This window comes from Streptomyces sp. NPDC090127 (assembly GCF_044746945.1).
Lineage (GTDB): Bacteria > Actinomycetota > Actinomycetes > Streptomycetales > Streptomycetaceae > Streptomyces.
Genome location: NZ_JBIVDE010000009.1, coordinates 341,394 through 363,794, shown reverse-complemented (window position 1 = coordinate 363,794; position 22,401 = coordinate 341,394). Strand labels below are relative to the sequence as shown.

General features: G+C 72.0%; 19 protein-coding genes. 11 read left to right on the top strand and 8 right to left on the bottom strand.

Annotation, left to right across the window (positions count from 1 at the left end; translation table 11 throughout):
* Nucleotides 1-4: 4 nt before the first annotated feature.
* On the bottom strand, nt 5-268 hold the full coding sequence (locus ACIPPS_RS30205; protein WP_015033978.1) for a WhiB family transcriptional regulator: 264 nt from the start codon (nt 266-268) through the stop codon (nt 5-7).
* A gap of 686 nt (nt 269-954) precedes the next feature.
* Between ACIPPS_RS30205 and ACIPPS_RS30200 the strand changes: the two genes are divergently transcribed.
* Genes ACIPPS_RS30200 through ACIPPS_RS30190 form a run of 3 tightly spaced genes read left to right on the top strand, consistent with a single transcriptional unit; the run spans nt 955 to nt 3,840 of the window.
* The gene (locus ACIPPS_RS30200) at nt 955-1,521 is read left to right on the top strand and encodes a cysteine dioxygenase (protein ID WP_401438520.1); all 567 of its coding nucleotides are present in this window, start codon (nt 955-957) and stop codon (nt 1,519-1,521) included.
* Nucleotides 1,522-1,534: 13 nt separating this feature from the next.
* Nucleotides 1,535-2,491 carry a 2-phospho-L-lactate transferase gene (gene cofD, locus ACIPPS_RS30195; protein WP_401438517.1) on the top strand — a complete coding sequence of 319 codons (957 nt, stop codon included), beginning with the start codon at nt 1,535-1,537 and terminating at the stop codon, nt 2,489-2,491.
* Complete coding sequence (locus ACIPPS_RS30190) at nt 2,488-3,840, top strand: coenzyme F420-0:L-glutamate ligase (protein WP_401438514.1); 1,353 nt, start codon at nt 2,488-2,490, stop codon at nt 3,838-3,840. Before cofD ends, ACIPPS_RS30190 begins: the two co-directional genes overlap by 4 nt.
* Nucleotides 3,841-4,077: 237 nt before the next feature.
* Here ACIPPS_RS30190 and ACIPPS_RS30185 read toward each other — a convergent pair whose 3' ends face one another.
* From ACIPPS_RS30185 to ACIPPS_RS30175, 3 genes are all read right to left on the bottom strand, one after another.
* A complete protein-coding gene (locus tag ACIPPS_RS30185) occupies nt 4,078-5,109 on the bottom strand; it encodes a DNA-3-methyladenine glycosylase family protein (RefSeq protein ID WP_401438511.1) in 1,032 nt (343 codons plus the stop codon).
* A 245-nt stretch (nt 5,110-5,354) separates the two neighbouring features.
* On the bottom strand, nt 5,355-6,437 hold the full coding sequence (locus tag ACIPPS_RS30180; protein ID WP_401438508.1) for a sugar phosphate nucleotidyltransferase: 1,083 nt from the start codon (nt 6,435-6,437) through the stop codon (nt 5,355-5,357).
* A 112-nt stretch (nt 6,438-6,549) separates the two neighbouring features.
* Nucleotides 6,550-8,175, bottom strand: coding sequence for an N-acetylmuramoyl-L-alanine amidase (locus ACIPPS_RS30175; protein ID WP_401438505.1), 1,626 nt, complete (start codon nt 8,173-8,175; stop codon nt 6,550-6,552).
* A gap of 137 nt (nt 8,176-8,312) precedes the next feature.
* On the opposite strand from ACIPPS_RS30175, the gene ACIPPS_RS30170 reads away from it, so the two are divergent.
* The 4 genes from ACIPPS_RS30170 (at nt 8,313) to ACIPPS_RS30155 (ending at nt 14,316) form a co-directional block, all read left to right on the top strand.
* Complete coding sequence (locus ACIPPS_RS30170; RefSeq protein ID WP_401438502.1) at nt 8,313-9,065, top strand: TIGR03089 family protein; 753 nt, start codon at nt 8,313-8,315, stop codon at nt 9,063-9,065.
* 71 nt (nt 9,066-9,136) lie between these two features.
* Nucleotides 9,137-10,456, top strand: coding sequence for an LCP family protein (locus ACIPPS_RS30165; RefSeq protein WP_401438499.1), 1,320 nt, complete (start codon nt 9,137-9,139; stop codon nt 10,454-10,456).
* Nucleotides 10,457-10,714: 258 nt separating this feature from the next.
* Nucleotides 10,715-12,469: an LCP family protein gene (locus tag ACIPPS_RS30160; RefSeq protein ID WP_401438497.1), complete on the top strand. Its 1,755-nt coding sequence runs from the start codon at nt 10,715-10,717 to the stop codon at nt 12,467-12,469.
* A gap of 218 nt (nt 12,470-12,687) precedes the next feature.
* A complete protein-coding gene (locus tag ACIPPS_RS30155; RefSeq protein WP_401438495.1) occupies nt 12,688-14,316 on the top strand; it encodes an LCP family protein in 1,629 nt (542 codons plus the stop codon).
* A 91-nt stretch (nt 14,317-14,407) separates the two neighbouring features.
* Here the strand turns inward: ACIPPS_RS30155 and ACIPPS_RS30150 are convergent, their stop codons facing one another.
* Nucleotides 14,408-15,424, bottom strand: coding sequence for a glycosyltransferase family 2 protein (locus ACIPPS_RS30150; RefSeq protein WP_401438493.1), 1,017 nt, complete (start codon nt 15,422-15,424; stop codon nt 14,408-14,410).
* Between the two features lie 219 nt (nt 15,425-15,643).
* Here ACIPPS_RS30150 and ACIPPS_RS30145 point away from each other — a divergent pair, with 219 nt between their 5' ends.
* Nucleotides 15,644-17,050 carry an LCP family protein gene (locus ACIPPS_RS30145; protein ID WP_401438490.1) on the top strand — a complete coding sequence of 469 codons (1,407 nt, stop codon included), beginning with the start codon at nt 15,644-15,646 and terminating at the stop codon, nt 17,048-17,050.
* A 114-nt stretch (nt 17,051-17,164) separates the two neighbouring features.
* On the opposite strand, the gene ACIPPS_RS30140 is transcribed toward ACIPPS_RS30145, so the two are convergent.
* The gene (locus ACIPPS_RS30140; protein ID WP_401438488.1) at nt 17,165-17,698 is read right to left on the bottom strand and encodes an acyl-CoA thioesterase; all 534 of its coding nucleotides are present in this window, start codon (nt 17,696-17,698) and stop codon (nt 17,165-17,167) included.
* Between the two features lie 119 nt (nt 17,699-17,817).
* Here ACIPPS_RS30140 and ACIPPS_RS30135 point away from each other — a divergent pair, with 119 nt between their 5' ends.
* Entirely contained in the window at nt 17,818-19,089 is a 1,272-nt protein-coding gene (locus ACIPPS_RS30135; protein ID WP_401438486.1) for an LCP family protein, read from the top strand.
* Nucleotides 19,090-19,195: 106 nt separating this feature from the next.
* Complete coding sequence (locus ACIPPS_RS30130; RefSeq protein WP_401438483.1) at nt 19,196-20,524, top strand: UDP-glucose dehydrogenase family protein; 1,329 nt, start codon at nt 19,196-19,198, stop codon at nt 20,522-20,524.
* A gap of 138 nt (nt 20,525-20,662) precedes the next feature.
* Here the strand turns inward: ACIPPS_RS30130 and ACIPPS_RS30125 are convergent, their stop codons facing one another.
* Both ACIPPS_RS30125 and ACIPPS_RS30120 read right to left on the bottom strand, forming a co-directional pair.
* Entirely contained in the window at nt 20,663-21,586 is a 924-nt protein-coding gene (locus tag ACIPPS_RS30125) for a membrane dipeptidase (protein WP_401438481.1), read from the bottom strand.
* Nucleotides 21,587-21,767: 181 nt separating this feature from the next.
* A complete protein-coding gene (locus ACIPPS_RS30120) occupies nt 21,768-21,905 on the bottom strand; it encodes a hypothetical protein (protein WP_401438478.1) in 138 nt (45 codons plus the stop codon).
* Nucleotides 21,906-22,000: 95 nt separating this feature from the next.
* On the opposite strand from ACIPPS_RS30120, the gene ACIPPS_RS30115 reads away from it, so the two are divergent.
* Nucleotides 22,001-22,369: a hypothetical protein gene (locus tag ACIPPS_RS30115; protein ID WP_401438475.1), complete on the top strand. Its 369-nt coding sequence runs from the start codon at nt 22,001-22,003 to the stop codon at nt 22,367-22,369.
* Nucleotides 22,370-22,401: the final 32 nt, after the last annotated feature.

The window sequence follows — 22,401 nt, the reverse complement described above, 5'->3', positions numbered from 1 at the left end:
TCGGTCAGACGGCCGCCTTCTTCAGGCGGCGGCGTTCCCGCTCCGACAGACCGCCCCAGATGCCGAACCGTTCGTCGTTCTGCAGGGCGTACTCCAGGCATTCGGAGCGGACCTCACAGGCGAGGCAGACCTTCTTGGCCTCGCGGGTCGAGCCGCCCTTCTCGGGGAAGAAGGACTCGGGGTCGGTCTGGGCGCACAGCGCGCGCTCCTGCCAGCCGAGTTCCTCGTCCGCGTCCTCGACCAGCAGTTCCTGGAACAACTCGGTCATGTGCGCCCCTCGTCTGTCTGTGCGTCCCCGTGATGTTGCCGCTACCGATTCCGGACCGATTCCGGCCGAACGACACGAGTGAAATTACAAGTTCGTGCTCTGTGCGAGTCAAGCCGGAATCTGCTATTGGGCCCGGTATTCACTCTGCGGAACCAAGGCTATGCGGAAAGTGTTCAAATCACCAAAAACCTGACACATGCCACTGGCCTGGCCGCACCGTTCCCTCTCAGGAGAGAGACGCCCGGAGTGTGGATCTTGTCGCGATCCAGCCACGGAAGCGATCCGGATCACAGTTGGATCACAGGACCTCGGCCGCGTTTACGGGCACGGATGTTGCGCCATCTGTCCCGGTCAGCGGCTGCACAAACCTTTCTCCGGACGCTGTAACCGGATGAGGTGAAACATTACCCCCAAAACGGGCATTGAGTTGACAGTCGGGTGGGCCGCCCGGCACCTTTGGTGGCATGCCAGCGATCTCAGCGCCCTCCGCGACCCACGCCCGTGGGTACCGCAGCGCTGTCCAGGCCCGCTGTTGCTGTTGCTGTTCCAGCTGTTGACGCCTCCGAGCTCCAGCGCCCCCTCTCCGCGTTGCCTGCGTTGCCCGCATTGCCCCGCGTGACCCCTTGCACGACTCCTGTGTGACCCCCCTGCACGACTTCTGTTACTGCCGAGGAACCACCGCACCCATGAACAGCGACAGCGACCTTCAGATCGCCGGCGACATCCTCGAGGTCCCCCACCTCCTGCAGCCCGCCCGCGAGCACCCCTCCACGGTGGCCGAGTTCGTCGGCCTCGCCCGTACCATCGCCGCCGACCGCGCCCAGTGGGCCCCGCACGTCGAGTACGACGCCACCACCCGCTGGTACCACCGGCTGCGCACCGGGCCCGGCTACGAGGTCTGGCTGCTCTCCTGGGTGCCCGGCCAGGGCAGCGGACTGCACGACCACGGCGCCTCGTCGGGCGTACTGACCGTGCTCCAGGGAGAACTGACGGAGCGTACGGAGAGGGGCGTACGGAAGCTCGACGGGGGCGCGACGCGGGTCTTCGCGCCCGGGTACGTCCACGAGGTCGTCAACGACTCCCTCGAACCGGCGGTCAGCCTGCACGTCTACTACCCCGGCCTCACCGAGATGCCGATGCACGAGTCCCTGCAGGCACAGTGCGCGTCGGTGCCGGGCGGCTCGGCCGCCGCGGGGGCCGCCTCGACCGCCTCCGGGACCGCCCCGACCGGCTCCGGTGTCGTACGCGCCTGACAGACTGATCCACATGCGCATTGTGGTTCTGGCCGGTGGCATCGGTGGTGCCCGTTTCCTTCGCGGCCTCAAGCAGGCCGCGCCGGACGCGGAGATCACGGTCGTCGGCAACACCGGTGACGACATCCATCTCTTCGGACTGAAGGTCTGCCCTGACCTCGACACGGTGATGTACACCCTCGGCGGTGGCATCAACGAGGAGCAGGGCTGGGGCCGTGAGGACGAGTCCTTCACGGTGAAGGAGGAGCTCGCGGCGTACGGGGTGGGGCCGGAGTGGTTCGGCCTCGGCGACCGCGACTTCGCGACACACATCGTCCGTACGCAGATGCTGGCCGCGGGCTATCCGCTCAGCGCGGTCACCGAGGCGCTGTCCGCGCGCTGGCAGCCGGGGGTGCGGCTGCTGCCGATGTCCGACGACCGCGTCGAGACGCACGTCGCCATCGAGGTCGACGGCGAGTCGCGGGCGGTGCACTTCCAGGAGTACTGGGTGCGGCTGCGGGCCTCCGTGGACGCGCAGGCCGTGGTGGCCGTCGGCGCGGAGGCGTCGAAGCCGGCGCCGGGTGTCCTGGAGGCCATCGCGGAGGCGGACCTCATCCTGTTCCCGCCGTCCAACCCGGTCGTGTCGGTCGGCACGATCCTGTCCGTGCCCGGCATCCGGGAGGCGATCGCGGAGGCGGACGTGCCGGTGGTCGGCCTCTCCCCCATCGTCGGCGACGCGCCGGTACGGGGCATGGCGGACAAGGTCCTCGCCGCGGTGGGCGTGGAGTCCACGGCCTCGGCGGTGGCCCGGCACTACGGCTCGGGGCTGCTCGACGGCTGGCTGGTCGACACGGTCGACGCGGGTGTGGTCGAGGAGGTCGAGTCGGCGGGGATCCGCTGCCGGGCGGTGCCGCTGATGATGACGGACCTGGACGCCACGACGGCGATGGCGCGCGAGGCGCTGGCGCTGGCGGAGGAGGTCCGGGGATGACCGGCCCTGCGGACGGCGGCTCGGCGGCGGGGGACGGTTCCGGGCCTGGCGGGGGCGGGTATCGGGTGTGGGCGCTCGGTGGGTTGCCCGAGGTGAGGGGCGGGGACGATCTCGCCAAGCTGATCGCCTCCGTCTCCCCCGGGCTCCGGGACGGGGACGTCCTGCTCGTCACCTCCAAGATCGTGAGCAAGGCCGAGGGGCGGGTGGTCGCCGCCGACGACCGCGAGGAGGCGATCGACGCCGAGACGGTACGGGTCGTGGCGCGGCGCGGCGCGCTGCGGATCGTCGAGAACCGCCAGGGTCTCGTCATGGCCGCCGCCGGGGTCGACGCCTCGAACACCCCCGCCGGGACGGTCCTGTTGCTGCCCGTCGACCCGGACGCCTCCGCCCGGGCGATCCGGGACGGCCTGCGGGACACCCTCGGGGTCGACGTCGGAGTCGTCGTCACGGACACCTCCGGCCGGCCCTGGCGCACCGGGCTGACCGACGTGGCGATCGGCGCGGCCGGCGTGCGCGTCCTCGACGACCTGCGCGGCGGGACGGACGCGTACGGCAATCCGCTCAGCGCCACGGTCGTCGCCACCGCCGACGAGCTCGCCGCCGCGGGCGACCTGGTGAAGGGCAAGGCGAACGGGCTGCCGGTCGCCGTCGTGCGCGGCCTGGCGCACGTCGTGGACGGTGCCGGCGACGACGAGGGCGCCCGGGCGCTGGTGCGGGGCGCCGCCGACGACATGTTCCGGCTCGGGACGTCGGAGGCGGTACGGGAGGCGGTGACCCTGCGGCGTACGGTCCGGGAGTTCACCGACGAGCCCGTGGACCCCGGCGCCGTGCGGCGTGCTGTCGCGGCCGCCGTCACGGCTCCGGCGCCGCACCACACCACGCCGTGGCGGTTCGTGCTCCTGGAGTCGGAGGCCTCGCGGGTGCGGCTTCTCGACGCGATGCGGGACGCCTGGATCGCGGACCTGCGGCGGGACGGCAAGTCCGAGGAGTCCGTCGCCAAGCGGGTACGCCGGGGTGACGTGCTGCGGAACGCGCCGTACCTGGTGGTGCCGTGCCTGGTCATGGACGGCTCGCATCACTACGGCGACGCGCGCCGGGACGCCGCCGAGCGCGAGATGTTCGTGGTCGCGGCGGGCGCGGGCGTGCAGAACTTCCTGGTGGCGCTGGCGGGCGAGCGGCTGGGGTCGGCGTGGGTGTCCTCGACGATGTTCTGCCGCGATGTCGTACGGGAGGCACTCGGGCTTCCGGAGGACTGGGACCCGATGGGCGCGGTCGCGGTCGGCCACGCGGCGGCGCCGCCGAAGGAACGGCCGGCGCGGCAGGCGGGGCGGTTCATCGAGGTGCGGTGAGGCGGCCGTGCGGGCTCGGCGGCGGTGGTGGGGGCTGCGGGCTCGGTGGTGGTGCGGGCGCGGCGGCGATGGTGGGGGCTGCGGTCCGTTACGCCCGTAGGCCTTCAGGCCGCCGCTCTCGGGCTGCCGTGCGGGTACGCGCGGTGGCGGGAGGCGTCGCGCGTACGGTGGCCCACGGCGGGTCGCCGGAGGGCCGTGACGGCGGCCGGCTTTCCGGTCGCCTTGGCAGAACGCCTGTCAGAGTGCCGCGATGTTGCCCGGTGTCATGCGCGGTGCCCTGCGCGGTGGGGTCTGGCCGCTGAGAAGGATGAGGCGGGCGGCGCGGTGGCGTTGGCCCGCGTACGGGGCGAGCAGTTCGAGCATGGCCGCGTCGTCGGTGTCGCGGTCGCCGGCGAGGGCGTAGCCGACGATGCCGGGCAGGTGGTAGTCGCCGACGCTCACCGCGTCCGGGGCGCCGTTGCTGCGCTGGACCGTCTCGGCGGAGGTCCAGGGGCCGATGCCCGGGATCAACTCCAGCCGCTGCTGGGCCTGTTCAGGGGCCATGGCAGCGGCTTCCTCCATGCGGCGGGCGACTTTGGCGACGCGCAGGACCGTGCTGGCGCGCTTGTTGTCGACACCGGCGCGGTGCCATTCCCAGGAGGGGATCAGGGACCAGGTCCGGGCGTCGGGCATCACGTGGAGGCGGTGCTCCTGGGGGCCGGGGGCGGGCTCGCCGTACTTCCGTACGAGCAGGCGCCAGGCGCGGTAGGCCTCGCGGGTGGTGACCTTCTGTTCCAGGATCGAAGGGATCAGTGACTCCATCACCAGGCCGGTGCGGGTCAGCCGGAGGTCGGGGCGGCGGCGGTGCGTGGCGGCGAGGAGGCGGTGGCGGGGGACGAAGGCGGCGGGGTCGTCGTCGGCGCCGAGGAGTTGGGGGAGGCGGTCGAGGAGCCACTGCGCGCCGGGTCCCCAGGCCTCCGCCTCCGCCTCGGCGGCGGCCTTGCGGAGGGCCACCCTGATCGTGCCGGGGCCTTCGGGCGTGCGGGTGGCGCGCCAGACGGAGCCGTCGGGGGTCGTACCGAAGGTGGGGTCACCGACGCCTCGACGGAGCGGGCCGAGGGTGAGGCCCAGGTCGGTCGGAGCGTCGGGGGCCCAGCGGCGGGTGGCGCTGCGTGCGGGAGCCGGAGCGGGGGCTGCGGTGATGGGGATGCGGGAGGCGGGTACGGGGATGTGGCCGCCGCGCACGGTGGTGCGGGTGGTGGGGGTACGGGGAGCGAAGCGGCCGGCCATGTCTACGAGCGTAACGGGGCGGGTGCGGTGGGGGTGGCGGCGTGGGTGACGCGTCGGTGGTGGGTGCGCCCGGCCTCCGGCAGGGCTGGTTGTCCCACCCGCACCACCGCCACCGCCCGTGCGGCTGAGAAGACAGAGGTGCGGGTCTTCGCGTGCCGGGCCGCGCACCGCCGGCGGCTGCTGCGGCCGGGTGGCCGACGGCGAGGATCGCGGAGCGCGGAGCCCGGTGCGTCGGTGGGGCTGGGTTACTGGTCCGAGGAGAAGCGGATGGCGCCCTGGGGGACCGTGGTGTCGCACCAGACGCGGATGCCGTCGCGGAGTTCGTTGTCAGGGCCCACGTGCGCGCCGTCGCCGATGACCGCGCCGGTCAGGACCGTGCGCGCGCCGATGCGGGCGCCCGCGCCGATCAGGGAGTCGGTGACGACCGCGCCCGCCTCGACGACCGCGCCCTCGTGCAGGGTCGAGCCCGTCACCCGGGCGCCCTCGCCGACCACCGCGCCCGCGCCGACGACCGTACCGCCGGTGAGCTTCGCGTCCGGGGCCACGCGGGCCGTCGGCAGGACCAGCCGGTCGCCGCAGCGGCCCGGGACCGCCGGGGACGGGGCGCGGCCCAGGACCAGGTCGGCCGAGCCCCGGACGAAGGCCTGCGGGGTGCCCAGATCCAGCCAGTACGTCGAGTCCACCAGGCCCTGCAGGTGCGCGCCCGTGGCGAGCAGCTCCGGGAAGGTCTCCCGCTCCACCGAGACCGGGCGGCCCGTCGGGATCGTGTCGATGACCGAGCGGCGGAAGACGTACGCCCCCGCGTTGATCTGGTCGGTGACGATCTCCTCCGGCGTCTGCGGCTTCTCCAGGAACGCCGTCACCCGGCCCGTCGGGTCCGTCGGCACCAGGCCGAACGCCCTCGGGTCCTCGACCCTCGTCAGGTGCAGCGAGACGTCCGCCCCCGAGGTCTCGTGCGTGGCGACCAGCGCCCGGATGTCCAGGCCGGTCAGGATGTCGCCGTTGAAGACCAGGACCGCGTCCTCCGGGCCCGAGTGCAGGCGCGAGGCGACGTTGCGGATCGCGCCGCCGGTGCCCAGCGGCTCCTCCTCGGTGACGTACTCCAGGCTGAGCCCCAGCGACGAGCCGTCCCCGAAGTGCGGTTCGAAGACCTCCGCCAGGTACGACGTGGCCAGGACCACGTGCTCCACGCCCGCCGCCCTCGCCCTCGCGAGCTGGTGCGTCAGGAACGGCACGCCCGCCGCCGGGACCATCGGCTTCGGTGTGTTCACCGTCAGGGGCCGCAGCCTTGTGCCCTTGCCACCGACCAGGAGGATCGCTTCTGTCACCTGTCGTCTCTGCTTCCTGTCCGGGGCCGGTCTCATCGCCCGTCTGGTTCGTTTCGCTCGTCCGGGCGATATGACCGGTCAGTTTATGCAGATGGTCGGACCGGCGACCGCATCACCGCCGCCCCTGGTACTTCGCCGAGGCGGCCCGGGCCGTGCCGAGCTTCCCGTAGAGGCGGGCTCCGGGGCAGGCTGTGGCGTATCCGTCACGGTGTCCGGCGATGGCGTTGAACTTGACCTTCGTGCCCTTTTTGTAGCGGTTCCCACCGCCCGAGACGAGCGTCGCCTTCCCCTTCGGATTTCCCCCGTGCAGCCCCAGCTTCCATGCGGTCAGCCGGGCGATCGCGGTCGTCACCGCGGCGGGCGGATTCGACGAACTGTAGGTGCCGAGGACGGCGATGCCCATGCTGTTGGTGTTGAAACCGAGCGTGTGGGCGCCGAGGACGGGCTTGGCCACTCCCCCGGCACGGCCTTCGTAGATGTTTCCGCACTTGTCGACGGCGAAGTTGTAGCCGAAGTCCCGCCAGCCGCTGCTCTGCGTGTGGTAGCGGTAGATGCTGCGGAGTACGGAGGGCGCCTGCTTGCAGGTGTAGTTGTTGCCGGTCGCGCTGTGATGGACGAAGGCCGCCTTGATCGACTTGGTGTAGACGAAGCCCTTCTCGCGCAGCTTCTCGTTCGCTCCCCAGCCCTTGCGCGTGATGATCTTCGGGCGGGGCCCGATGTACGGCTTCGCGGCGGCGGCCGCCGGGATCGCGGCCGCGCCGACCGGCGCGAGCTGCGCGTTCACGGAGAAGGCCGCAGCTTCCTCGACGGTCGGGCCGCGGCGCGCGACCCGCGTCGAGGCCGGGCGGCCCTTGCCGTCCTCCGCGTGCGCCGCCCGGCCCGCGGCCTGGTCCGGCTCCGGAACCTGGCCGGGCTCCTGGCCCTGGCCAAGCTCCGCCGCCCGGCCCGGCTCCTGGCCCTGACCCGGCTCCTCGGCCCGGTCCGGCTCCGCGGCCGGTTCCTCGCCCGGGTCGACCAGTTCGAGGCGGAGACCAGTCGGCAGGCCTTCCGCGTCCGCCGACGAGAGGTCGTCCGAGTCGGCCGCGCCCCTCTCCGGCTGTACGCGGATCTCCACGCCGTCCGAGTCGCCGACCCACAGCGGCGCGGTCGCCCCGCGGACCGCCCCGGACGCGGCTTCCGGCGTATCGGGATCGGCCCCGTGCTCGTCGTTGTGGACCTCCACGTCCTGCCACGGCGACCAGGCTCCGCTGCCGGTCGCCCGGGTGCGGACCTGGACCGTCCCGTGCAGGTGCGCCCGGGCGTCGTCCCAGACGACACCGACCAGGGAGAAGGGTCTGACGTTCCGCCGCGTCAGCCCCTGCGCCGTCCCGGTGGCGCCCGGCGCGCGCAGCGCCCGGCGGTCGTCCCCGAGAGGGGCGAGGGGCAGGGACTGGGTGGAACCGGCGACATCCGCGTCCGGTCGCGCGGAGGCGTCCGCCGCCCGAGCGGCGTCCGGCACCACGGCGTCCGGCACCACGGCGCCAGGCGCCGCGTCAGGCACCCCGGGCGCTGACGGCACCCCGGACGCCGACGGCGTCCCAGTCGCGGACGACGCCGCCGTCGTGGAGGGCGCCCCGGTCGCGGCTTGTGCTCCGGACGCGACCGGCTGGAGCGACGCCGCCGGCGTCGCGAGGGACAGCGGCAGGGCGAGCGCTGCCGCGCACGTGACGGTGATCGAGGAGACGAGGTAGGCACGCATGTAGGGATCGTCCGCATCCCGGGCCCGTTCCGCTCGGCGGGATCCGGCCCGGAAACTGACGGCCCGTCGGTCCGACCGGAGGACGGCGTCACCGGTACGGCGGGTCCCCGCACCCCCGCCCGCGTACCCTTGCCCGCGTGAACGCCAGCGACCGCACCCCCGCCGACCTGCTGCGATCCGCGCTCGCCGCGGACCCCGCCCGCCCCTTGGTCACCTTCTACGACGACGCCACCGGTGAACGCGTCGAATTGTCCGTGGCCACCTTCGCCAATTGGGTGGCCAAGACGGCCAATCTGCTCCAGGGCGAGCTGTCCGCCTCCCCCGGCGATCGGCTCGCGCTGCTGCTGCCGGCGCACTGGCAGAGTGCCGTCTGGCTGCTGGCGTGCTCCTCCGTCGGCGTGGTCGCCGAGGTCGGCGGTGACCCGGCGGACGCCGACTACGTCGTCGCCGGACCGGACGCCCTCGACGCCGGGCTCGCCTGCTCGGGAGACCGGATCGCGCTCTCCCTCGCCCCGCTGGGCCGCCGCTTCCCCGCCGCGCCCGCCGGGTACGCGGACTACGCGGTGGAGGTGCCGAGCCAGGGCGACCGGTTCGCCCCATTCGTCCCGGTGGACGCGGACGGCCCGGCGCTGCTGGTCGACGGTACGGAACTGACGGGCGCCCAGCTCGTCGAGCGGGCCCGCGCGGACGCGGAGGCGCTCGGCCTCGCCCCCGGGGCCCGGCTGCTGTCCGGCCGCTCGTACGACGGCTGGGACGGGCTCTCCGCCGGGTTGTACGCACCGCTGGCGGCCGGCGCGTCCGTCGTGCTGTGCCGGAACCTGGAGCAGCTGGCGCCCGAGGCGCTCGCCAAGCGGGTCGAGAGCGAGCGGGTCACCGCGACCGCCGAGTGACCGGCTGAGGGTTCCACCCGTATGGCGCACCGACTCGCCGAGTCCTCGGGTCCGTGCGTCAACTCCGGTACATGATCGGCGGGTACGTACCCCTCCCGCACAACCAAGCGCCCGGTTCAGCCGTCCCACTCTTCGAACGGCGGCCCCCGGGCGCGCCGCCGACGCCGCGAAGGATGGACTCAGACGTGACGGACAGTGCCGGCACGCCCGCCGAACCGGAGGCCCCGCGCAAGCGTCATTGGCTGCGCTGGACGGCTCTCGGGGTCTCGGTCGTCCTTCTCGCCGGAGCGGGTACCGGCTGGTGGCTCTACCGCAAGCTCGACAACAACATCACCACCGACACCGACGCGGCCGCCGAACTGCTCAAGTACGAGAAGGAGCGGCCCACGCCGGGGGCGCTGGGCGCGCAGAACATCCTGCTCATCGGCTCCGACACGCGCTCCGGCGCGGGCAACGCCAAGTACGGCAAGGACAAGGGCACCCAGCGTTCCGACACCACGATCCTGCTGCACATCGCGGCGAAGCGGTCGAGTGCGACGGCCGTGTCGATTCCACGTGACCTGATGGTGAACATGCCCAGCTGCAGGGCGCCGGACGGAACGCGGACCCAGGAGCAGTTCGCGCAGTTCAACTCGGCGTTCGAGATCGGCGGCACGGCGTGCACGATCCGCACCGTCGAGCGGCTGACCGCGATCCGGGTCGACCACCACATGGTGATCGACTTCCGGGGCTTCAAGAAGATGGTCGACGCCGTGAACGGGGTGGAGATCTGCCTGAAGGAACCGATCGACGACAGGGACGCCAAGCTGAAGCTGCCCGCCGGGCGCCAGACGCTCCACGGCGAGCAGGCGCTGGGCTTCGTACGGGCCCGCAAGACGCTCGGCAACGGCAGTGACACGGACCGCATGGACCGGCAGCAGCGGTTCCTGGGCGCGCTGGTCAACAAGGTGCAGAGCAACGGCGTCCTGCTGAATCCGACCCGGCTCTACCCGGTCCTGGACGCGGCGACGAAGTCGATCACGACCGACCCGGGGCTCGACTCGCTGCGGGACCTGTACGACCTGGCGCGCTCGATGCGGTCGGTCCCGACGGAGAAGGTGCAGTTCCTCACGGTGCCCCGGCGGCCGTACTCGTACAACGCGAACCGGGACGAACTCGTACAACCGGAGGCGAGCCAACTCTTCACACGACTGCGTGAGGACAAGCCCGTGACCGTGAACCCGAGCACCGATCCCTCCCCGTCCCCGCACGCGAGCGGCGGCACGGGCGCGAGCTCCGAAGAGCCCGGGACCACGAGCGGGAGCGGGAAACCGGACGCGGCGAGCTCCTCGGGTCCGGCGCCGACGCCGACCTACACGGGGCGCAGCGCGGCGGAGGGAGCGTGCTCGTGAGCGTGCCTCTGGAGGCGGGTGAGTAAAGGAGAGTCCAAGGAGTCCGGGGGGAAGGCGGTGCCCGAAGGGGTTTGGGCAAAATGCCCAGTTGTAAGGGGCGTGGAATTTGTCACGGACGTCGCCCCACGCTGAACTGGGCGGATAGTGTGACGCGATCCGGTGCTTCCGACCGCGTGGTCGCGCACTCAACGGATCGAACGACCGAGCGCCTGCCGGGGGAGGCGCCTCGCGTGGCACCGACGGAGGATTCAAGTAACCGTGGACGCGCACAGCCGTGGACAGGCGGACGAGATCGACCCCGCCGACCAGTGGGTCCTCAACCCGCAGACCGGCAACTACGAACTGCGACTGAACCACTCCGCTGGGCAGTCGCCGTCGCAGTCCCGCCCTCGCGGCGCCACCACCCCGGGCCCCAGAACCGCCGAGGGACCCGGGTCCCGCTCCGCCCAGCGCTCGCGTACGACCGGCGCGCCGACCGAGGCGCCCGTCCCCGGCCAGCGCCGCCGGCGCGCACCCGAGGGGCCGGGCGGCCCCGCGAGCGGTCCGCCGCAGCCGGGCCGGCGCAAGCGCAAGCCCGCGAAGTCCCGCAAGAAGAAGGCCCTGCTGTGGACCGGCGGGACGATGGCGCTTGTGCTCGTGGCGGGCGGTGTGGGCGTGTACGCGTACTACGACCACCTCAACGGGAACATCAACAAGGTCGACGTGGTCGGCGCCGGCAGCACCGGCTTCAAGAAGGACCAGGCCGTCAACATCCTGCTGATCGGCACGGACAAGCGGACCGGCGACGGCAACGAGGGCTACGGCGACAAGAACAGCCCCGGCCACGCCGACACCACGATCCTCTTCCACGTCTCCAAGGACCGGACCAACGCCACGGCGATGTCCATCCCGCGCGACCTGAAGACCGAGATCCCCGAGTGCCAGACGAAGATGCCGGACGGCTCCATCAAGACCATTCCGGGCCAGGCCGACGAGCGCTTCAACGTCAGCCTGGGCCAGTCCGACCGTGACCCCGGCTGCACGATGCGCACGGTCAAGGAGTTGACCGGGCTGACCGTCGACCACTTCATGATGGCCGACTTCAACGCCGTCAAGGAGATGACGACGGCCGTCGGCGGCGTGAAGGTCTGCCTGGTCAAGCCGGTCAAGGACAAGGACTCCAAGCTCGATCTGCCCGCGGGCGAGTCGACGATCCAGGGCGAGCAGGCCCTCGCCTTCGTCCGTACCCGGCACAGCTTCGGCAACGAGAGCGACCTCGACCGGATCAAGATCCAGCAGCAGTTCCTCAGCTCGATGATCCGGCAGATGAAGTCGGACGAGACGCTGACCAGCCCGAGCAAGCTGCTCGACCTCGCCGAGGCGGCCACCAACGCGCTGACCGTCGACTCGGGCATAGGAAGCATCGCGAAGCTCAAGTCGCTCGCCGAGGAACTCGCGAAGATCGACACGAAGAACATCACGTTCACGACGCTTCCGGTCATCGACAACCCGGCCGAGAAGGTCAAGGCCACCGTCGTGCCCGACCCGACCAAGGCGCCGCAGCTCTTCGCGATGCTGCAGTCCGACACGTCCCTCACCGAGGTGAAGAAGAAGCAGCAGGACGCCAAGAACGCCCAGGCCGCCCTGTTGAAGGGCGCCCGGGCCACCGCGCGCGAGGTCCGCGTCGACGTCTACAACGGCAGCGGCATCACCGGCGCCGCGCAGAAGACGCTCGACTGGCTCCAGAACGAGCAGGGCGTCACGAGGTCCACGAACAAGAGCAACGCACCGGAGAAGGCGGCGAAGACGACGCTGACCTACGCTCCGAACCAGGCCGACCAGGCCCGCAAGCTGGCGGACCTCATGGGTCTGCCCGCCACGGCACTCAAGCCGGGCACGCAGGACGCCGAGGCGCTCGCACCCATGACGCTCGTCCTCGGTTCCGACTTCAAGGGCGCGGGGGTGCCCATCACCGGTCCGGCAAAGGCGCCGGAGGGTGCTCAGACCGCAGACAAGAAGGTGTGCGCCGAGTGACCCGGAAACACCGGGTCGCAGCGCGTTCCTGAGGAGGGGGACCAGGGGTGGGACAGAACAGCGTGCGTGGGGAGGGGACCCGGGGTCGCGTGCCGCACGCCCGCGAATTGGGCTGGGACGAGAGTCTCTACGGGGACGGGGACGGGGACGGCGCCGGGGGGAAGGCCGGTCGCCAGGGCTCGTCCTCGGGCTCGGGCGACCGAGGTCCGCGCGACCGTGTGCCCGGCGACAGGTCGTCGGGCGAGCGGACCCCCGGCGACGGGGACGCGGCGGGCCCGGGCCGGAGCGGCGGCGAAGGCCGTGCGAGCCGTCGGCGCAAGGGGACGCGCAGGGCCAAGAAGAGCGGCAGACGCAAGATACTTCGCTGGGTCGCGGCGACCCTGTCGTTCCTCATACTCGGAACAGCCGCCGCCGGTTACCTGTACTACCAGCACCTCAACGACAACATCCGCAGCGGTGGCCGCGCGGGCGGCGAGAGCGGTGTGAAGAAGGGCGCGCCGAACGCGCTCGGCGACACCCCGCTCAACATCCTGCTGATCGGCTCCGACAGCCGCGCCGACGCGAAGAACGTGGCGCTCGGCGGCGGCAAGAACGACCGCGACCGCAAGCCGCTCGCCGACGTGCAGATGCTGCTGCACATCTCGGCGGACCGGAAGAACGCCAACATCGTCTCCATCCCGCGCGACACGATCGTCAAGATCCCGCAGTGCAAGGACGAAGACGGCACCACCTACCCCGCCACGACCACCAGCCCCATCAACGAGACGCTGTCGCGCGGCGGTCCGGGCTGCACGCTGACGACGTGGGAGTCCCTCACCGGGGTCTACATCGACCACTGGATGATGATCGACTTCGCGGGTGTGGTGGCCATGGCCGACGAGGTCGGCGGCGTCCCCGTCTGCGTGAATACCGGTGTGTGGGACAGGTCGACCCGTCTGGTGAAGGGCGGCTCCGGCCTGAAGCTGAAGGAGGGCACCACCGAGGTCAAGGGTGAGCAGGCGCTCCAGTGGCTGCGCACCCGGCACGCCTTCGGCAACGACCAGAACCGGGCCAAGGCCCAGCACATGTACATGAACGGGATGGTCGAGAAGCTCCAGAAGCAGAACGCCTGGACCGACACCGGACGGCTCATGGGCCTGGCCGAGACCGCCACCAAGGCGCTCCAGGTCTCCGACGAGATCGGCTCCGTCTCCAAGCTCTTCGACCTGTCGATGCAGCTCAAGAACGTGAGGATGGACCGTCTCACGACGGCCACGGTGCCCACCGTCGCCTGGTCCGGCAACAGGGACAAGCTGGAGATGGTGCCGAGCTCCGCCGAGAAGATGTGGGCGATGCTCCGCGACGACGTCGCCTTCGACAAGAACGGCGACCCGGCCGGTGCCAAGCCGTCCGCGTCCGCGAAGCCGAAGCCGAAGGGCCCGACGGCCGCCGCGCCCGCGTCGCTCGCCGTCACGGTCGTCAACGGCACGGCCGGCGACGGTCAGGCGCCCGCGGAGGGCCGCGCCAGCTCGATGGCCGAGACCCTCCAGAACAAGGGCTTCACCCAGGCGGACGCCTCGCGGACCGCCGAGCCCCGCAAGGACACCGTGGTCAAGTACCCCAAGGCGAGCGGTGATCAGGGGAAGGCGGACGCGCTGTCCGTGGCCAAGGCGCTCGGTCTGCCGGACTCGTCCGTCCGCGCGGACGCCGCGGCGGAGAACATCACGCTGGTCGTCGGCGCGGACTGGCGCCAGGGCGCGACGTACGAGAAGCCGAAGACCGAGGCGGGCGACCTTCCCGACGGCGCCGACGACAAGGCCACGTGCATGGAGGTCTACAGCGTCTACAAGTGGGACGGCAAGAGCTGACCCGCGGACGACCTACGGCGACGGCCGGGCCCCCGTGGGGGCCCGGCCGTCGCCGTAGGCGTACCGAGTCGCCTGACGCGTACCGAAGGGATCAGACCTTCTCCGCCGTCACCGCCGGGCGGCGGCTCGCGATGACCTTCTTCGCGAGGGCGCGCGGGCTGGTGAGGAAGCCGTAGCCCCAGGACATGTGCATCGTCGCGAGGGCCACCGGGATCTGGAGGCGGGCCTTCGGCGGCAGGCCCCGGCCCGCCGGGACGGAGCCCGCGGCGATCGCGGCCAGGTAGCCGGCCGGGATCAGGAAGCCGAGCGGGGTGAGCGCCGCGCCGACCACCACACCGGCCGCGATCGCGCAGACGGCGGTCGGCGGGGCGAGGTAGCGGAGGTTGATCGAGCCCTGGTGGTAGCGGGCCACGACGTGGCGCCAACGGCCGTAGTCCTTGTACTGCTTCGCCAGCGCGCGGACGCTGGGCCGCGGACGGTACTGGACGCGCAGCTCGGGCGAGAACCAGATCAGGCCGCCCGCCTCACGGATCCGGAAGTTCAGCTCCCAGTCCTGGGCGCGGATGAACTCGATGTTGTAGCCGTCCTGCCGCTCCAGCGCCTCGCGCCGGAAGACACCCAGGTAGACGGTCTCCGCCGGGCCGGCCTGCCCACCGGTGTGGAAGGCCGCGTTGCCGACGCCGATCTTCGAGGTCATCGCGGCGGCGACCGCGCGCTCCCAGTCGTTCTCGCCCTCGGCGTGCATGATGCCGCCGACGTTCTGCGCGCCCGTCTCCTCCAGGAGGCGGACGGCGGTCGCGATGTAGTTGGGCGACAGCATGCCGTGGCCGTCGACGCGCACCACGATCGGGTGACGGGAGGCCTTGATCGCCGCGTTGAGGGCGGCGGGCGTGCGGCCCGTGGGGTTGGGCACGGTGTGGACGCGCGGGTCTTCTCGTACGAGTTCGGCGGCGATCTCGTCCGTACGGTCCGTGGACGGGCCGAGCGCGATCACCACCTCCATCTCGCCGTCGTACTCCTGCTCGAGGATGTGACGGACCGAGTTGCGCAGGTGCCGCTCCTCGTTGAGGACCGGCATGATCACGGAGACGGGGGGCGTGGCGTTCATTGCCCGACACGTTACCGCGAACGGGGGACACCGAGCGCGGCACGCGGACCGCTGCACCCTTGCGCTGATCGTATGGGCCTACGGTGCTCACGGTTCCCCTTGTCACAGCCGCGGAGGTGTCCCCCGGTGCCCACACCGCCCCGCACGCCCCGTCCCCGGCCCGCCGGCCGCCCCGTACCGGCACGCCGCGTCAGACGGACGGCGCGGCCCCGGTGGGGCATGCGGGTGGCGACGACCCTCTCCGTCGTCGTCCTGGGAGCGGGCGGCATCGGGCACGCGCTGGTCACCAGCCTGGACACCGGGATCAACCGGGTCGACCCGTTCAAGGACATGAAGAACCGCCCTCGGGCCGGGGACGGCATGAACGTGCTGGTCGTGGGCACGGACGGGCGCGACAGCATCAGCGAGCAGCAGCGCAAGGAGTTCAGGCTGGGCGGGGCGCCCTGCCACTGCACGGACACCGTGATGCTCGTCCACATCAGCGAGGGCCGGGACCGGGCGAGTGTGGTGAGTCTCCCCCGTGACTCGTACGCCGAGATGCCCGAGCACACCGACGCGACCACGGGGAAGCGGCACCAGGCGCACCCGGTGAAGCTGAACGCCGCGTACGCCGAGGGCGGGCCGGCGCTCACGGTGCGGACCGTGGAGGGCATGACGGGCGTGAAGATCGACCACTATCTGGAGGTCGACTTCACCAGCTTCATGAAGACGGTCGACGCGGTCGGCGGGGTGGAGATCTGTACGCCCCGGCCGATGAAGGACACCTACACCGGGCTCGACCTGGCGGCGGGGCCGCATCAGCTCTCCGGCGGGCAGGCGTTGCAGTACGTACGCTCCCGCCATGTCGACGGCGCGGCCGACATCGGCCGGATGCAGCGCCAGCAGCGCTTCCTGGCCGCGCTGATCGACCGGGCGACGAGCGGCGGGGTGCTGCTGAATCCGGTGCGGTTCCGGGAGGTGGCCACGACCATGCTGAAGTCGGTACGGGCCGACCAGGGCTTCGGTACGGATCAGCTGCTGGCCCTCGCCAAGGGGTTGCGGGGCTTCACCCCGGCGTCCTCGGAGTTCGTCTCCGTGCCGGTCGGGGAGATGAGCTTTCCGGTGAAGGGCATCGGTTCGACGGTGAAGTGGGACGCGCCCAAGGCGCAGAAGATCTTCCAGGCCCTGCGCGACGACCGGCCGCTCGCCCCGAGACGGGCGGCGCCGCCCGCGCCCGCGACCACGACCGAGGAGGCGAAGGGCGGCCGGCCGAGTCCGGTGGTGGTGGACGTGGCGCCGAAGGCGATCCGGGTGCAGGTCTACAACGGGACGCGGACGGACGGCCTGGGTCGCAAGGTGGACGACGCGCTGCGGGCCACCGGCTTCGACACGACACGCACGCCGCGCACCGGGGACGGGCCGGAGCGGCGACGGACGCTGGTGGAGTACGACCCGCGCTGGGACCGCTCGGCGAAGTCCCTGGCGGCGGCGCTGCCGGGGGCGGAGCTGCGGGCGGTGAAGGGGCAGGGCAGGACGCTGCGGGTTCTCGTGGGGCTCGACCACAGGACGGTGACGCCGGTCAGGGCGCACGAGCCGGAGGCGGGCCCGTTCGAGGCGGTCACCGGGGACCGGGTGGTCTGTCCGTAGAGGGAGCGCCCGGGGGCGCCGACGGCGGGACGCCGGCGGCTCAGCCTCGTGGGGGAATCCCTCGGGGCCCCCGCGGCCGGTGCGGCGGCCGGGCGCGCCCGCCGGGCGCCCTGCTCAGTCCTCGTAGCCGTCCGCCGCCCGCTGTTCGCGGAGTTCCCTGATCGCCCGGCGGCGGGCCAGGCGGTGGGTGCGGCGGATCTGGGCCTCCTGGTAGCGGCGCTTGTCCTTCTCGCTCTCTGGGACGACCGGCGGCACCGGGCGGGGCTTGCCGTCCGCGTCGACCGCGGCGAAGACCAGGTACGCGGAGCCGACCTGCTGGGCGGGGGTGGACTCGTTCCACCGTTCGGCCATGACCCGGACGCCGACCTCCATGGAGGACCGGCCCGTCCAGTTGACCTGCGCCTTCACATGAAGGAGGTCGCCGACCCGGACCGGCTCCAGGAACACCATCTCGTCCATGGACGCGGTCACGGCCGGTCCGCCCGAGTGGCGGCCCGCGACCGCGCCCGCCGCGTCGTCCACCAGCTTCATGATCACGCCGCCGTGCACCGTCCCCAGGAGGTTGGTGTCGTGGCTGGTCATGATGTGGCTGAGCGTGGTGCGGGACGCGGCGGTGGGCTTGCCCGGGATATCGCCCTGATCTGTCATGCCCTCCACCTTATGCCGGGTCCCGACCTCGTCCTCTTTGCATCAGCTTGGCAACAGCGCCGCCCCGATTCCCCACCCGCCCTGTCGGCGCCCCGGAGGGGGCCTGCACACTGGTCCGCATGAATGACTGGCCGAACTCGCAGCCCGAGGGTCCCCGCCGGATGCGGCACGTGCAGCGCCCGCAGGTCCCTCAGCAGCAGCCGCAGTACGACCCCGGCTACGGCCAGGGTCAGGGGCAGGGGCAGGGCCAGGCGTACAACCCGAACTTCACCCAGCAGCAGGCCACCGGCTACGACAGCGGCTACAGCAGCGGCCAGGTCTACGGCTCCCCGCAGGGCGGAGGCCGCGGCACCGTCCCGCCGCAGCACGACCCCCGGTACGCGCCGCCGCCGCAGCCCGGCGCGCCCGCGCCCGACTGGCGCCGCCGGATCAAGATCGGCTCGATCGTCCTGGTCGTCGCCGTGCTCGGCTGGAGCGTCGGCACGTACGCGTGGGCCAGCTCACAGATGCGGAACGAGGTCGACCTCGGCAAGGTCATCGAGCGGCCGGCCGAGGGCGACTGCACGACGTACCTGATCGTCGGCTCCGACAGCCGTGAGGGCATGTCGGCCGAGGAGAAGAAGAAGCTGCACACCGGCTCCGCCGAGGGCAAGCGGACCGACTCGATGATGATCCTCGCGGCCTGCTCCAGCGGGAACACGATGGTGTCGCTCCCCCGTGACTCCTGGGTCACGATCCCGTCCTTCGTCGGCTCGGAGTCCGGCAAGACGTTCGCGGCGCGCGGCGGCTCCAAGCTCAACGCCGCGTACGCGATGGACGGCCCGGAGCTCCTGGTCCGGACGGTGGAGTTCAACACCGGTCTGCGCATCGACCACTACGCGGAGATCGGCTTCGCCGGCTTCGCGAACATCGTCGACGCGCTCGGCGGGGTCGACCTGAACATCGAGAAGGGCTTCAAGGACAAGAAGTCCGGCGCCGACTTCCAGGCCGGCGAGCAGACTCTCAACGGCGAGCAGGCCCTCGCCTTCGTCCGTACCCGGTACGCCTTCGCCGAGTCGGACCTCGCGCGGACGAAGAACCAGCAGAAGTTCCTCTCCGCCCTGGCGAACCAGGCGGCGACGCCGGGCACGATCCTCAACCCGTTCCGGCTGTACCCGACGCTGGGCGCCGGTCTGGACACGCTGATCGTGGACAAGGACATGTCGCTCTACGACCTGGGCCAGATGTTCTTCGCCATGAAGGGCATCAGCGGCGGCGACGGCAAGTCCATGAACATCCCGATCTCCGGCAGCGCCCCGCAGGGCTCCCTGAAGTGGGACATGCCCAAGGTGAAGCAGCTGGTGTCGCAGATCCAGAACGACGAGCCGGTCACGGTGACGTCGAACCGCTGACCCTGCGGTCGTGAACGCGTAAGGCCCGTTCGGGGCCCGGACCGGGCCTCGAACAGGCACGACTATGCTCGGGCAGGCATTCCGCCCGACCTCACTGGAGTCCCGTATGGCCCTCAAGATCACGGTGATCGGCACCGGCTACCTCGGCGCCACGCACGCAGCGGCCATGGCGGAGCTCGGCTTCGAGGTGCTCGGCCTCGACGTCGTCCCCGAGAAGATCGAACTGCTGGCCACCGGCCGCGTACCGATGTACGAGCCCGGCCTGGAGGAGCTGCTCTCCCGGCACGTCGCCGGGATCGAGGGGTCGACGGGGCGGCTGCGCTTCACCACCTCCTGGGAGGAGGTCGGCGCCTTCGGCGACGTGCACTTCGTCTGCGTGAACACTCCGCAGAAGCACGGCGAGTACGCGTGTGACATGAGCTACGTCGACGCGGCCTTCGGCTCGCTGGCGGCCGTGGTGCGCGAGGGCGCGCTGGTCGTCGGCAAGTCGACCGTGCCGGTCGGTTCGGCCGAGCGGCTCGCGGAGCTGCTGCCGGAGGGCGTGGACCTGGCCTGGAACCCGGAGTTCCTCCGGGAGGGCTTCGCCGTGAACGACACGCTCCACCCCGACCGGCTCGTCGCGGGCGTGACGAACGAGCGGGCCGAGAAGCTGCTGCGCGAGGTGTACGCCACACCGGTCGCCGAGGGCACGCCGTTCGTCGTCACCGACTTCCCCACCGCCGAGCTGGTGAAGACCGCCGCGAACTCCTTCCTCGCCACCAAGATCTCCTTCATCAACGCCATGGCGGAGGTCTGCGAGGCCGCCGGCGGCGACGTCGCGAAGCTGGCGGAGGCGATCGGCTACGACGAGCGGATCGGGTCCAAGTTCCTGCGGGCCGGGATCGGCTTCGGGGGCGGCTGCCTGCCGAAGGACATCCGCGCGTTCATGGCGCGGGCGGGTGAGCTGGGCGCGGACCAGGCGCTGACCTTCCTGCGCGAGATCGACTCGATCAACATGCGGCGCCGCGGCCAGATGGTCGAGATGGCCCGGGACGCGGTCGGCGGCGACTCGTTCCTGGGCAAGCGGGTCGCGGTGCTCGGCGCCACGTTCAAGCCCGACTCGGACGACGTACGGGACTCGCCGGCGCTGAACGTGGCGGGCCAGATCCACCTCCAGGGCGGACAGGTCACGGTCTACGACCCGAAGGGCATGGAGAACGCGCGTCGGCTCTTCCCGACCCTCGGATACGCGGATTCGGCCCTGGAGGCCGTGCGCGGCGCGGACGTGGTGCTGCACCTCACGGAGTGGCGCGAGTTCCGTGACGACCTGGACCCGGCGGAGCTGGCGGCGGCGGTGACCTCGCGGGTCATCCTGGACGGCCGTAACGCGCTGGACGGCGCCCGGTGGCGCGAGGCGGGCTGGGTCTACCGCGCGATGGGGCGCCCGCGGGCGTAGCCGTCCGTAGCGGTTCCGGGCGGCTCTCGGCGGCTCTCGGCGGTTCTCGGCGGCTCTCGGCCGTTCTCGGCGTTCTGAGTGGTTCTTCTGCGCTGCGAGGTCCCGCCGCCCTCGGGGGTGGCGGGACCTCGTGCGTGCTCAGACCGCGCGGCGCAGACGCGTCGTGCGGGAGAGGAACTCCGCCTGGCGCAGGGCGCGCGTGGCGTTGTCGTGGGCGAGGGCGACCAGGTCGGAGGCCGGCCAGTCGCGGCGGAGGAGCTCGGCGAAGAGCGGGGCGTAGCCGCCGTCCGGGTCCGTGGTGTGCGAGAGGCCCACGCACTGCGGGCCCGCCAGGGTACGGACGCGGTCGAGGGCGTCGGCGGTCGCCGACGGTTGCCCGGTCACCGGGACCATGCAGACGCCGTTGTTCCGGCCGAGCAGGCCGAGGACGTCGTCCGGCAGCTCCTCCGGGTCCGCCAGGGTCAGCAGGACGGGGCTCTTGGTGAGCGCGAGGACCCGGCGGGCGGTCTCCGGGTCGGCCCCGGAGAGGTCCACGACGAGGCCCAGGCGGTTCATCTCCCGTACGGCCTCGCGGGTGAAGCCGTCGAACCGGGTGAGGTTGACCGCCCGTACGCCGAGCGCGTGGTACGCGCGGAGCGCGGCGATCGAGCCGGCCAGCGCCGCCCAGCTGACCGGGCCGAGGACCACCGCGACCCGGCCGCAGTTCATGGCGTGGGCCATCTCCGCGGTGGTCTGGGCGAGGCGCAGGTCCTCGGGGCAGGCGGCGACGAGGGCGCGGATCCCGTCGATCCGGCGCAGGGTGCCGATCACGCTCTCTTCTGCCTCGACGTGCAGGGACCAGAGCTGGACACCCGCCTCGGCCGCCCGCGTCGGCGGCAGGTCCTCGGGGTCGAACTCCCGGGGCGGGTCGGTGTGCCCCTCGATGACGGGCTGCGCGGCGAGGAGGGCCTGCGCGCGGGCCAACTCATCGACGGGCAGCGGTGGTTCGGGCGCGTCCAGCTCGCCGGAGGCGGCGCCGGTGTGCTCGGGGGCGAAGGGATGGTGATCTTCAAGATCTGCCATGGCGTGACAACTCCGAACTGGACGAGGCAGTACCGTCCACCGTGGCACGAAGCCCGTGGCGAGGAGCGGTGGAGTAGCCCGTTGGAGGGAGGGCCGGGTCTGGACCCGGCTCTGCCGCGGCCGGCCCGGGTGCCACGGGGGTCCGGGCGGTCCTCGGCTTCGGTCGGGCCTCAGGGGCGGGTCAGTCCTTCCAGGTCATGACCCACTCCAGGCCGAAGCTGCCGAAGCTGCTGAAGCTGCTGAAGCTGCTGGGCAGGCTCGCGGTCGGCGGCCAGGGCGAGGTCCACGCGGTGGGTGGGCCCGAGGGGCTGCTGTTCAAGAGGTACCTGGAGCCGCGGAAGGTCGACGCGGGAGCCCTCGCCGCGCTGGTCGCGCTGCGGCAGGGGCTCGACCCGGCCGAGCGGGACCGCGATCGTGGAGCTGTTCCAGTGGCTGCACGCGATGGGCCTTGTCGTGGGCGACCTGTCACAGGCGAACGTGCTGTGGTCCCTGGAGCCGGGGCCCGCCGTCCATCTGCTCGACTGCGACGGCGTCCGCATCACCGGCCGGCCGGCGGTCCTGGACCAGGCGGACACCCCGGACTGGCTGGATCCGCACGCGCCGCCGGGCGCGGGCGGACCGTACGGCACCCGTCCCGACCTCGGGCAGTGGCGGGCGGCACTCGCGGGGCGGGACACCATCAGGCTGCTCGCGACGCGGCCCGCGCCCCGGCCGACGGTGGACCGCTCCCGGTTCGACGGGGACGCGAACCGGCAGCGGGGCACCATCAACCTGCGCGACTGACCCTCCGCCCGCGGACTGCCCCTCAGCCCGCG